The organism is Pediococcus parvulus, assembly GCF_964063155.1.
GTDB classification, from domain to species: Bacteria; Bacillota; Bacilli; order Lactobacillales; family Lactobacillaceae; genus Pediococcus; species Pediococcus parvulus.
In genome coordinates this window covers 973,204-987,462 of the sequence record NZ_OZ061292.1, presented here as the reverse complement: position 1 = coordinate 987,462, position 14,259 = coordinate 973,204, and the positions used below count along the sequence as shown (strand labels likewise).

Annotated in this window: 6 protein-coding genes; all 6 read right to left on the bottom strand. The window is 40.2% G+C overall.

The window, feature by feature from the left end; translation table 11 throughout:
- Position 1 precedes the first annotated feature (1 nt).
- The 6 genes from AB3217_RS04800 to AB3217_RS04775 all read right to left on the bottom strand — a co-directional run bounded on the left by AB3217_RS04800 (position 2) and on the right by AB3217_RS04775 (position 14,146).
- Positions 2-1,162, bottom strand: a complete 1,161-nt coding sequence (locus AB3217_RS04800) for an FtsW/RodA/SpoVE family cell cycle protein (RefSeq protein ID WP_084254245.1) — start codon at positions 1,160-1,162, stop codon at positions 2-4.
- Between the two features lie 246 nt (positions 1,163-1,408).
- The gene (locus AB3217_RS04795) at positions 1,409-9,952 is read right to left on the bottom strand and encodes an MBG domain-containing protein (RefSeq protein WP_367365742.1); all 8,544 of its coding nucleotides are present in this window, start codon (positions 9,950-9,952) and stop codon (positions 1,409-1,411) included.
- A 27-nt stretch (positions 9,953-9,979) separates the two neighbouring features.
- The gene (locus AB3217_RS04790) at positions 9,980-10,177 is read right to left on the bottom strand and encodes a KxYKxGKxW signal peptide domain-containing protein (RefSeq protein WP_367365741.1); all 198 of its coding nucleotides are present in this window, start codon (positions 10,175-10,177) and stop codon (positions 9,980-9,982) included.
- A gap of 642 nt (positions 10,178-10,819) precedes the next feature.
- Entirely contained in the window at positions 10,820-10,891 is a 72-nt protein-coding gene (locus tag AB3217_RS04785; protein ID WP_367366121.1) for a hypothetical protein, read from the bottom strand.
- Positions 10,891-12,285: a mucin-binding protein gene (locus AB3217_RS04780; RefSeq protein WP_367365740.1), complete on the bottom strand. Its 1,395-nt coding sequence runs from the start codon at positions 12,283-12,285 to the stop codon at positions 10,891-10,893. The genes AB3217_RS04785 and AB3217_RS04780 overlap by 1 nt, the downstream gene beginning before the upstream one ends.
- A 25-nt stretch (positions 12,286-12,310) precedes the next feature.
- On the bottom strand, positions 12,311-14,146 hold the full coding sequence (locus tag AB3217_RS04775; RefSeq protein WP_367365739.1) for a mucin-binding protein: 1,836 nt from the start codon (positions 14,144-14,146) through the stop codon (positions 12,311-12,313).
- Positions 14,147-14,259 lie beyond the last annotated feature (113 nt).

Genomic DNA, 14,259 nt, shown 5'->3' with positions numbered 1-14,259 from the left:
TTTATTCGCGAACCAGTGTTAAATTTTTAGTTCGCTCACGTTGTACGTTTGCACTCACATTTAGCAAGATGCCCATGGCAACTGATAACACTAACATACTTGAACCACCATAACTGATGAACGGAAAAGTTACTCCTGTAATAGGCAGTAAACCCGTTACACCACCAATATTGAAAAATGTTTGGATTGAAAGATAAGTCGCTAACCCGTAGCAAACTAAAGTTTCGTACATGTTATGGGCATGAATACCTAACCAAATTGCGCGACCCACAATAACTAATAACAAAATTAAAATTAAGCTTACCGTAACTAAACCTAATTCTTCCGAAACAACTGCCATGATAAAATCAGTATTTGCCTCTGGTAAATACCCTTTTTTCTGAATACTGTTTCCCAAACCAACACCAAACACACCCCCATTTCCGAGAGCATAGTAAGAATTAACTAATTGGTTCCCCGAACTTTTGGCAAGTTCGAACGGATGCGCAAATCCTACAATTCGTTGAAGCATATAATTTTTTGTGTTTACATTAATTCTTGATGCAAGTGGTAGCAAGACAAACATGAAGGCTGAAACACCTAATAAAATAATGCCAATGCCCTTTCGATAGTCAATACCACTGGCAAAAAAGATGATCAGGGCGATTGTAAAGTTGATTGTAGCGCCCCCCAAATCACGCTGAAGAAAAATAGCCAAGACGAACACTAATGTCATAATTAAAGGTGCGCGATAATAACTCTTAGGATCTCTTTCAAGTCGATCATTATGTTTAGAAAGCATATCTGCAAGATAAAGTGTTAAAAACAATTTAGCAACTTCCGCAGGTTGAATATTAATCGGCCCTAATTCAATCCACCCTTTTGCACCATTCACAACCGAACCCCAAAACAGGAGATAAACAAACGAGAAAATCATCCCAATGGCAAAAATTTTTAAAAATGTTGAGCTTCTAAATTTTTTTAGTTTAAGTTCAAAAACAAGTGCTGCAACCAAGAATCCAACCATGACATATGCCATTTGGCGAAAAAGATAGCTCGTTGCACGGATTCCATTAATAATATAATAATCAGCACTTGACGAGTACACCATGATAATTCCAAATACGCATAAAATTACGTATGGTACCACAATAAAATAATCTAAATACTTAAATTTCTTCATTAAAGATGAACCCACCTTGATTGTAAATATTTTCGTGCTAACTCTGAACATTATAGCATACGTAACCGCTGGCAAAAATGAGGAAAACACGCAGAACTTCTAAATATATTACGCAATACCACTAACATTCACGGTAAAAGTTACGATTACGTGAAGATTTTTCTTGCCTTTTTGTCCACACAAAAATGGGATTGAACGATTCAGCCTAACACTGAAGTTCAATCCCATTTTTAATTTTTGAGTAACTTACTCATCGTCGTGCTTTCTGCGTTTAATTCCAAATAACGCCATCATTGCACTCAAAATCGTAACTCCCATCACAGCTACAACATTTTCATTCTTCTCATCAGTCTGTGGAAGCGTGCTGGCTTTATTAGTCATTTCCCGTTTTGCATTCTGATTTGTTGATTGATTTGCTGTTAACTGTGCATTGCCATGGTTTCCAAACGCTGCCGTGTTATCAACAGAATTGTCAGAATGGTTACCAACTTCTGGATTCTCGATATTATCAGAATTTCCGTTACTACCAGAATTGCCAGTGCCACTACCGTCTGATTCTCCCGGACTTGGCGTTCCAGGATTTTCAGGCTTCTCAGGCTTCGTACCACCATTGCCATTGCCTGAGTTACCAGAATCCGAAACCTTCTTGTAATGAACCACAACCAAACTATTTGAAGGTTCAATTGTTGTTTCAACAGGGACAAGTTCTGCAACATCACCATCATTTGTATAACCGACAATATTAGGTGTCTCAACCTTGGCATACACATTCTGTGGTGAGTATGTCACCACACCAGTGCTCAAATTAGTGCCAACTTTGTAAATGACCTTTTCAATCACATCAACAGGTGTCTTTGATCCAGCCCCTACATAATGAATTGTCCGAGTAACAGTCATTTCTGTGTACACAATCTCATTAGTTGGCGTATAAGTTACCAAGACATCATCAGAACCAGCCACAAAGTTTGCAACTTCATCATCATTTAAGGTAACAGATGGTGCATTCTTGTCTGCTGTGTAACCAGTAACCTTTGGACTTGTGACGCCGGCAAAACCGTCATTGTTGTTATTGCCATCATCACTTGTGACCAAGGTCCAATCGCTATAACCAAGGAGCTCGCCTGTCTTCGCGTCAACAAAGGCCGTCCGGGTATAAGTTGCTGTTTGAGCAACACTTGCCGGATTCTTGTTTGCACCGGTATAAGTGATGGTTCGACTAATGGTCTTATCCAAATCAGTCTCACTAACTCCGTCTGGATATTTTGGTCCATCTGGATTAGTTGGATCAATGGGATTCGTTGGATCTTTCGGATCAGTTGGATCAACAGTTACCGTTTCATCTTTCGTATAGGTCACCGTTTCATCATCAGAGCCAGCCACAAAGTTTGTCACAGCATCGTTATCTAAGGTAACATCTGCCACATTCTTATCCGCTGTATAACCAGTAACCTTTGGACTTATGACTGCTGTAAAGCCATCATTGTTGTTATTGCCATCGTCACTTGTGACCAAAACCCAATCACTATAACCAAGTACTTCACCAGTCTTCGCATCTACCGTTGCTGTTCGTGTATAACTCCCAGTTTGGGTTACACTTGCCGGATTCTTGTTTGCACCGGTATAAGTGATGGTTCGACTAATGGTCTTATTCAAATCAGTCTCACTAACTCCGTCTGGATATTTTGGTCCATCTGGATTAGTTGGATCAATGGGATTCGTTGGATCTTTCGGATCAGTTGGATCAACAGTTACCGTTTCATCTTTCGTATAGGTCACAGTTACAGTCGTGTCCTCAGGTTTAATAGTCGTCTCAGTAGGTGTCAAAGCACTAATATCACCACTATTGCTATATCCTGTAACCGATGGCGTCTTAACTGCTGAATAGCTACCTTCTGGAGTATAAGTAGAATTACCAGTTGCCTTACTAGTAGCCACGTCATAGTTAAGTGTTTGCACAACATCTACAGGTGTCTTAGATCCAGCACCAGTATAATGAACCGTTCTTGTGACGGTGATCTCCCTGTGGGTAATGACATCATTAATTGTATAGGTTCCACTGATAAAATCATCAGAGTTAAAGTTATAGTTTGGATTGGCCGCTTCAACTTTTGCCTGTCCACTTGTATTTAAGACTACCTCGTAATGACCAACAGCCGTTGGAACTCCGCCAATTGTTTGACCAGTATCAAGATTGATAAACGTATAATCGTCATTTGTGAGATTTCCTGGGTCTGTAACTAATTTGCCAGGTGTAATCGTAAACTCAGGTGTACTGTCCCCATAATCAGAAGTTTCGTCATTTACTTTAACCGATGTATCTGTATCCCCAGTAGATGCAGGCGTAATTGTAAAGCGCCCAGCTACCGGAACAACAACATAATTAGCATTGTTACCCGCATTAACGTTCTCAAAGTAACTGCCAACATCTTCGCCTGCTTCACGTGTCACGGTGTAGTTAACCGTATCGGTACCTAACACTCCAGTGCCAACTTCTCCAGTTAAAGCTGGATCATTAGTTCCATAAACTTTCGTTTGACTATCAGCGGTAACCGTAATTGGCTTTGGTTTAACGACTAACGTCGTTTCCAATACTGACTCACCACTAATCGTGTAGTTTGGATTGGCCGCTTGAAGCTTCTTCAAACCATCTGCATTCAAGGTAACTGCATAATTGCCTGCAGCGAGATACTTGCCATCATTCGTGTATTTAGCGCCGGTAATTGTATAATCGCTGGCTGTGAGTTCAACCCCAGTAGTAGTTAAATTCTTACCAACCGTAATACTCAAACTTGGCGTCTCACCATAGGTGATTTCTGGAGCCATCGTTTGAACTTGTGTAGTTTCATCTGCTGGATCAGTTGTTGCTGGCGTAATCGTAAAGCGCCCAGCTACCGGAACAACGACATAATTAGCATTGTTACCCACATTAACCTTCTCAAAGTAGCTACCAACATCTTCGCCCGCTTCACGTATTATCGTGTAACTTAATTTATCACTCTCCACGATATCGGCACCAATGATATCGGCACCAATTTGACCCGTTAATTCTGGATCGCCATCACCATAAACTTTGCCTTGGCTATCGGCGGTCACAGTGATCTGCTTTGGGTCAACAACCAGTGTTGCCCCCTTCACAGAATCTAAAATCATCGTGTAGTCTAAGTTAGCCTTCTTTAACTTATCTAAGCCACTCTCGTTTAAGCTAATATGATAACTGCCAGCAGCCAAGTAAGTCCCATCATTAGTAGTTTCAGCAGCCAAACCAGTTTGTGCATCAGTCACATCAATATCCGCCGCAGTCAACGAAACACTAGTTAACCCTTCTGGAAGATTTAACGTGTAGCTTGGCTGATCACCATAAGTTATCTCAACTTGATTAAGCCCAACTGAACTGTAAGTAACCATCTCTTCCTGATCTTTAGTTGTGTCTGCATCAGCTGTAATTGTTGCATGTTTAAATACAAAGCCAGACTGATTACTTGGCGTAATTTTGATAACATCACCAGTGACAATATCGGGAAGTTCAGTACCATAAGTGCCGACTAAAGCCTTGCCACCATTAACGGTATAACTAAATGTAGTGTTATTAGTATCGTTATTAACAGCGTTAACCGTAACTTTCTGATTTTGTGCTGTAACCACAAAATAAGGATTAAAAGTCTCTGCAGCTGGGAATGTTGCTGTAGCTTGATTATCATCAGCAACCCTAAGTTTTACATCGTCAACATCAATCACGCCGGCAGCAGCACTACCCAATGGCACAAAAACATCATCATCCGTATATAAAATAACCGAGTCAACTGGTGGATTATCATAACCATTTGGTACTGTATACGTTGTAGTATTATGTTCTGCATCGTAAGTCACAGTTCCTGGTCCAACATCAGTGTAAGTGCTACCATCGGCACTCCTAACATAAAATTCGGTATCCAAAGTATAGGACTGCATTTGATAATAAATATCAATCGTTGGAATCCCATCGCCAGCTTGGAAAGTACCCTCAAGTGCAGGTAACTTATCCGAAACTAATTGCAGGACAGCCGCATTATTCATTACGTTGACCAGTTGACCTTGATCATTCATTCCCTGCATAAATTGAACATTAAAACTTTCTGGCGGATTGGCAATAGTATAGGTGCCATCCGTTTTCCCCTTTAAGGTCGCCGTACCGATCACTTTACCTGTATTCTCTTCAACAAAATTGACATAAACTTCTTGATCATTCGCTTTATAGGTAACCGTTACTGTGTTGTTCGTTGTATCATCAGTCACATTAACAGTTGTCTTATCAGCTGAAATATCGTATCCAGTCTGAGTGTCTGGTGTGATCACCACAACATCATCATAATGAATGCCGGATAATGCAGTCCCGTAAGTCCCAGTTTGACTGGCGCCACCATTGACTGTATAGGTAAATGCTGTTCCGGTTTTATTACCGACCGCCGTAACCGTTACCGACTCTTCATTGGCCGCGTAACTAACCGCAATATCACTAATTGTAGGCACGGTGGTTCCACCTGTCGGTGCACCGCTCGTCTGATCCAGTACATACGCCGTTTTGTCGGTATTAAACCCTAATTCCTGCCCATTTATTGATGGTGTATAACCGGTTATTATCGGAACGACATAACTAGAGTTAGTGTCCAATTTGTATTCCGTAGTTCCATTTTCAGTTGTTACTTTATAGCTGAACGTTTGCTTAACAGTCTGTGGTGTGTTCTTACCACCACCAGTAAAGGTCACATCCCGCGTAACCACTTTATAAGCATCACCAATAATAGTCAGTGTACCTGTAATTACTGAGATCGTGTAATTTTTATTGATCTCATAATTCGGATCAAACGTCGCCGTTACTGTCTTAGTTCCAGGATAAGTAAAGCCACCACTCAATTTGTAGTTCAGTACTTCACCGTTAGCAGTTTCGCTCACCGTTGCAGTTGGATTATGCGCAGCACCATCATACTCATAGGTTCCACCAGTTACGGTAATTGTGACCGGCTTCGCAGTGATCATATAATTTGCCATTTCACTATCATCTATCGTTATATCAAAATTAGTAAAAGCCGCTTTTATCGCTGCGACGCCTTGATCAGTCAACGTAATTTTGTACGTACCTACATCCTTCAACCCCGTTGATCCAGTAATGGTGTAATCACCAGTTTTCAAAGTAATTGCCGCTGGCGCAGTAATGGCAGTATTTGTTGGTACCACGCTGATCGTTGGTACATAATCAATTTCCTGACCATCGTATACTTTGTTACTGCCATTAATTGTAATTGATGCCGTAGCAGCTGTAATCGTATAGGTTCCTGCTGGCGTTGGCGCCCCAATACCACCTAAGTAATAGTTACCATTGGCCGCAATCAAATTATCCATACCTGCTGTACTCAATGTGGTTTCATACGTCCCGACACCGGTTAAATCTTCTGAACCAGTCTCTGGTGTATAAACAAAATCGCTATTTGCTGCTTTAGTTGACCATTTTAGAACAATATCTGTTCCATCGTTAAAAACAGCATGTACAACCGGCCAGTAATCAACCGCCTTCCCGTCATAAACCTTTGATCCGTCTTCCAAGTAAACGTTTTTAGTTAGCTTTCGTATAATAGTCAGGATGCCTGCTTTAGTAGTAGTAATAATATAATTAGCGTTAGTTCCTGGAGTTACATTAATACCATATGTTCCAACTGACTCACCTGCTACACGACTAACAGTGTAGTTAAGCGTGTCACCTGAAATTAATCCAGTGTTTCCGGCTGCTTTAGGAATTGTGACAGTCAACGTTGGATCATCAGAACCATAAACTTTGGTTTGATCATCAGCTGTAATAATTTCAATCTCTCGTTTATCAATCGTGTACTCGGCAGTTAGGCTGCTTAAATCATTGAGCTTGTAATTACTATTAGTACTAGTAATCTTATCAATACCCGCTTGAGTAAGTGCATACTTATAGGTCCCAGCACCCGTTAAATCAGTCGTTCCAGAAACTGAGGTAACTGTGTAATCTTCACTGGTTAACGTCACCCCATTGGGTGCTGAAATCGTTGGTGCACCAACTACTTTACCATCATAAGTCTTGGAACCACCTGTTACCGTAACTGTGGCGTTCTTTTTGTTAATTGTATAAGTTGCATTTAATTTACTTAAATCATTCAGCGTGTAATTACTATTAGCACTTGTAATCTTATCAATGCCAGCCTGGGTCAAGACAATTGTGTAATCTCCGGCGTCCTTTAAATCAGTGGATCCAGTCGAATTCGTAGTAGGCGTAATTGTATAATCATCAGCTGTCAAAGTAACACTCACTGGAGCTGTCACCGTTGGAACATAACTAATGGCCGTGCCATCGTATACCTTGCTGGAACCAGTTAAACTGACAGTTCCAGATACTTGATTGATCGTAATTTTGCCAGTCGTCACACCATTTGCTGAAAGTATTGCGTTGCCACCAAGTTTACTATTAATTGCCTCAATTCCTGCAGCAGACAACGTGTAACTATATGGTCCAGCATTCGTACCATCATCTGTCACCGTTATATCATCACTAGTCAAATCAATGGTTTCTCCGTTTACAGTTGCCGTTAACCCACTAGCTTCACTAGCTTTCGTTGTACCATCATAATCAAATGATGTCGAATTAAGCGTGGCAGTTGCAGCTGCCGTCGTAATCGTGAACGCTCCTGTCGCAGGTGTAATCGTGTAATTAGCGTTAGCTGGGGTCACACCTGTGCCATCAGTAGTTGAATCACTCGCTGCAGCTAACTTTGCCAAACCAGCCGCAGAAAATTGCACTGTGTAGGTCCCAGCATCAGTCACTGAACTAGAAACAGTACGGTCAGCACTCACGTACTCAAAATCGTCGGCCGTCCAAGATGGCATATCTGGTAAAGGTGTGTCACTAGGTGTACCATCGTCCCGCGTATAGGTAACGGTCGGTACGGTGGTATGACTGCTACCATCATAGGTCACTGAAGTTGGATTAGAGATGGTTGCAGTAATTGGAGCCGCTGTAATTGTCAAATCACCAGCTCCGCTGTTGGCAATCGTAGCGTTATATTTAGTCAACGAACTAATAATTTTAGCTCTAGCAGCGCCAAAACCAATAGCATCCGGATAAGTTCCCACGTTTGGACTATCGTAGTAAAATACATCTTCAGTGGACACGACATTTAGGCTGGCTAAATCAACCGGAATCACATTGCCATTTTGATCCGTGAACACGATATTATTAAGATCATTAGGATCATCAGCGGCACTATCCATACCTCCATCATTGTCCATGCCGTTATAAACTTTAGATCCCGAAATAGTCAAAGTAACATCTGTCCGGTAATAGAGCGTAATTGAGGTTACGGCTGTGCCATTAGCGTCAGTAGTAATACCGTTTCCATCGGCATCTAATCCAATCGTTACAGCAGTGGCTGGTTTATTAGAAGCATCAGCAACGTTCAACTTATAACCAGAAACCGAAAGCGCACCGGTGGTCAAATTTTTAACTGCATCGCCATAAGTTCCAGTGTATTGAGTACTCGTGGCGATCGTATTACCAAAGTAATCTTCGTAATTGACGTTAATCGTTGCAGTTGCAGTTGCAGCCGTATAAGTGACCTCATCCCCATTGGCAACGGGGTTGCTAGCTGCAGTAAAAGTACCATTTGATTGTGTATATGTGTAACCTTTAATATTTCCAGGTGTAATAACCACGGCATCTCCAACCTTGATGTCAGTAAGTGCGTTGCCATAGGTTCCAGTTTCTGGCGTACCACCATTAACCGTGTATGTGAAAGTACCGGTTTGATTAGAAGAAACTGTTACCGAAGCTGTTTCAGCAGAGGGAACAATTGCACCATCCTCAATACTATAATCAAAATAAGATGCACTTCCAGTCGTTTTAATTCCAAGTGCAAACGTGCTTAAGCCACCAGATGGAACCGTTGTCTTAACTGGTATATCATAACCGCCATATTGATTTAATTCAGTAGTACTAGAAATTGTTGCTTGAAAGTAAATTTTCGTTGGCATGTTTGAACCATTCATAGATGAAACAATATATAACGCGGTAACATCTGAGCGGTCATCTAAATAGGCAATTGCACTCGTTACGCCTGTTACTGCTGTGCCACTGATTGTCCCGTTAACTGCCATAATGATGCCATCTTGATTGTAAACAACAGTATAACCATCCGGAATAGTGTGCCCATTAACAGTTGAAGCCGCATCAACGGCGGCTAAAGTTTGAGCCACCTTAGTCTCTTCATACGTGGTTAGTGCAATTTGTTTTGCCTGATCCAGTTCTTCAGAAGTCGGATTAACTAAGGTAGTTGAACTATCCGCAACAGAAGTTACTGCTGCCGCACTACTAGAAATCTCGCTAGTGGCCGTAGAATCCGTCATACTTTCAGAACTTTGTTGCTCATCCTCACTACCACTACTCGTAGATGAACTATCGCTATTACTAAGCGCTACACTTGAATCTACAGCACTTGCTGTACTTGAAGATGTAGCGCTTGAAGCATTAGAACTTGTACTACTTGTCGTTGTCGCCGAACTAGTTGCACTGCCAGCTGAAGCCGATGTACTCGAAGCCGTTTCAGAACTTGAGCTAGCGGAAACACTTGAAGAAACATTTGAACTAGTTGCACTTGAAGCAGCGGAACTTATACTTTTAGCCACCGAACTCGTAACAGTTGCTGAAGTACTAGATGTTGCCGTCGTACTTGAAGCGGCCGAACTTGTGTTACTAGTTGTTGTGGAACTCTCCGCGGAAGACGTACTTTCAGAACTTGCCACTGAAGATGAAGCACTGTTGCTAGAAGCCTAAATTGTCGGTTCATTTGTCACTGTGTCCGCATATGCAGAAGGATGTCCAAAGAAAATACCCGTTCCAAAGAAAAGTACAGTAATTCCGGCAAACAACCAAGTTTTACGTACTTTGTACATCTTGAAATGTTCTTTACTTTGACTCGTGTCTCTTAATAATTTCAATCTTTTTAATTTTCTTTGACGATTTTCCAAGGTTAAGCATCTCCTACCTGTAAAATAATACTAAAAATCTCCCAAATGTAACCAGTTTCATTATACCACCATAAAAGTAAAGAGGTATATATTGCATGTACTCTTTCTAAAAAGAATTCATAATTAACCTAAAATTAGCTCACATCCCATATTTGACACCCTTTTCAAAACAATGCAATGAGTTTTCTCCCTAACAAACCACGTAAGTAACTAAAAATTAATATATTTTTGTTTAAACGCGGCCTGTCTTAGTAAATAATTTAACACATTATTCATAATTGGTCATTTATCTGATAGAGTACACTCCTCAAAAAATAGGATGATTAATTACACTATAATATACATCATTTTAAATTTTCCGAAAAATGGAATTTCCCCATTTCTTTTTTCAACTTAAACAATAACAGTGTTAGCACCGTCAAATCACCTTGAGACCTTTACAGTACAAATAAGTTTTAAATTAAATCTGACTCCAAATTTAAATACTTAATTTTCGCAAATCAAATGCTTATACATTTTCTTACCATTTATCAATTAATTTTTTGCGTCACCTTTTTGTTGAAACTGTTTAAGAATACCAGCCAAAAAAAGAACCAAACGTCTGCTCAGCCTTATGCTAACGTTTGGTTCTTTTTTATTCAATTAATCACGTTCGTGTTTTCGCCATTTAATACCGACTAAGCTCAAAATCATCCCTAACAATGACATTCCAATTATTGCATCCGTTTCATTGGTTTGTTCATCAGTTTGAGGTAAATTCTTTGTATTAGTTTTTTGGTATTAGTTGCGGACCTCTTTGTAGAAGTTATCGCAACCGCATTAGTTGTTACATTTGGAATCTTTTGAACAGAAATCTGTTTACTGGTATTTCCAGTATTGTCGGTTGTGTCCTTAGCATAGCTATAACTAGTAGAACCATCCTTGTTAACAACTGTGACAAACGATCCCTTATCATTACCGGAATCATGGGTCAAAGTGACAACACCTTTAGGTTCATCATTGTGAACTGTTGTTTGACCAACTGTAACGGTCTGACCAGGATCCACAGTAACTTCTGGTAACGAACCTTTATCCTTAGGAGTCTCCGTAACTGTTTCCCTACCAGTATTAATATCGACATGAACATGTGTCTTGTCGCCATCTGGCCAAGTCTTGTTAACATCGGTAACATCTCCATTTGGATTCTTAGTAACGGTCGTGGTGCCACCATCAGGATCCTTAGTTGTGGTTACTGTGCCAACAAAATTATAAGAAACAGTTTGGTTAAAGTGACTGGTCTTTTCGCCTAAGTGAATTGAGTTAATTTCATTATTACTTAATGTAATTTCTGAAACACAAGCCGGATCGGCTTGATAATTCTCAACAACAGGACTATCAACCGCAACAAATTTATTAATACCATTCACAATCCAATCAGTGTATCGTAGAATCTCACCAGTTTTTAAATCAATTATCGCACTACGCTTGTAACTAGTTGTTTGAGTAACGGTTGCTGGAGCTGCTGGTGTATTCGGATCATTACTTGCATTGACTTTGTAAGTAATAGTTCGAGTAACTGTTTGCACCAAATCGTCCGCAGTAATTTCAGGCATCTTTGGTCCATCTGGATTGCTTGGATCAACTGGTTGGGTTGGATCAGTTGGTGTTGTTACTTCAACTGTTCCATCCTTGGTGTAAGTTACCGTGACATCAGCGGAACCAGCTTTAAAGTTTGTCACAGCATCATTACCTAAGGTAACGGCTGTCGCATTCTTGTCAGCTGTGTAGCCTAAGACCTTTGGACTTGTGACGGCAGTAAAGCCATCATTCGTGTTATTACCATCAGCACTTGTGACCAAGATCCAATCGCCATAACCAAGTAATTCTCCAGTTTTCGCATCTACCGTTGCTGTTCGTGTATAAGTTCCAGTTTGGGTTACACTTGCTGGATTCTTATCTGCGCCAGTGTATGTGATGGTCCGACTAACTGTCTTATTCAAGTCTTTTTCAGATACACCATTTGGATACTTAGGACCATCTGGATTAGTTGGATCGACTGGATCGGTTGGATTCTTTGGATCAGTTGGCCTAACAATGACTGTCTTATCTTTAACGTAAGTTACATTCACTTTTGAGTCTAACGGTCTGGAGCCTTCAGTTAAAACTATCGCTTTCAGAAGGGTACCTACTACCAGCTGTATATCCAGTAACTGTTGGGCTCGTAACTTCAGCATAACTACCTTGAGGTGTCCAAGCTGTCTCACCTGTTGTTTTATTGGTCATAGCCTTATAAATAACGTTTTGTATCACGTCTTTGGGAGTGCTAATCCCAGCTCCAATATAATGAATGACCCGATGAATAGTAACTTCATTTACTGGATTCGTTTCATTCCCATTATTTGGAACAAGCGTATCGGCACTATACTTTACAGTCACGTTGATATCTGCTGGTTGTGTCCCTTCAGACATAATTATGGCTTTAGGAATCACATCCAACACTGTTTCTTTATCAGCAGTATATCCCGCAACATGTGGGCTTGTAATAGCTGTGTAAAACCCTTGTGGCGTCCAGACGGTTTTACCTACTGTTTTATCAGTAACGGCTTTATAAATTACATCTTGTACGATATTAGTCGGAGTTTTCGCACCCGCTCCGGTGTAATGAATTGTTCGATGTACCGTGACTTCACTCACCGAATTAGTCTTATCCCCATTATTTTCCACAATCGTATCTTTACTGTAGTTAACTGTTACTATTGCTTCGTTTTTTGGTGTTTCACCCTTCTTTAACACAAAAACTCCAGGTTTCACCATAGGTACTGTAACTTGATCAACGTGATATCCAGCAAGATTCGGGCTAACTACGGCACTATATACGTTCTGCGGTGCCCATGACGTTACACCAGTCGTCTCATCAGTCATTAACTTATAAATCACGTCTTGAACAACATCGGCTGGCGTCATAACTCCAGCTCCTTTATACTGGATCGTTCGATGAACTAGAACCTCACTTATTGGATTTGCATCATCACCGTTATTTGGGACAAACGTATCAGGTGTGTATTCAACTTGAATATCAATCTGAGTCCCATTTGCTTTATTTGGAACTACGAGATCTTGTCCAGGAGACGCTGTGTAACCAGGATAATCTGGGATGTTTACATTTGAACCAATGTCTGCAGTAATTGGATCACTAGGTGTTAAGCAATTAATTGGCTTACCGTTTTTATCTACCGGTGTCACTGTATACGTAACTTGATCCTTAGCATATACAAATGTAACCTCTCCATCAGTTGGTGCAACAACCGAAACGGAACCATTTTTAATATCTGTATTAACATTGGTTAAGGATTCAGTAGTCTTTATATTTTGCACATGATACCCAGAAACAGTTGTTGCTGTTAACTGATTTTTGGTGTGAAAATCGGTTTCGATTTCAGTATCCGGGGACAATGAATCTCCCTTTTCATCCACATAGTGGGTTGTAACATTAATGATGCCCAAATTCAGTTGGATTACCATTAAATTTTTTATTGACACAACACCATTTGTACTAAAAGTTAGATTTGAGACATCTGTAATATTCTTTGCTTCTATTGGACCATCGCTATCAGATTCTGGTGACGATTCAAATACTGTACTTGGTAATTGCTTAAATATCGCACTTGTATCAGGTATACCCTCTGGATACAATGACTCAAGCTTTGCGTTCCAAGTTTCAACCATAATTTTAATTGTAAACGACCCATCAGACACAGATTCATTCAAGATATTAGCAATTAGGCTTTTTAAAGTGTCCGAATAAGTATATTCGTTTAAATTATCAAATTCGTGCTTATAATATGCCGTTCCTAAAAATGTATCTAGCTTGCCCAGCAATGGCAGGTCATATAAAATCATTTCCTTTGCAACAAACGACTGATATTGACTACTGACTGAATCAGTCATATCGGAATTAAAGTTCTTAGTAGTCAAATAATCATTTTTCAATAATTCTGAGAAACCTTCTTGTATATTAGTAACAATTTCTATCACATTTGCCTGTGATAAATTTGATAAATTCAAATTTTGAAAATATAATGCATTTCCCAAATTATCTACAA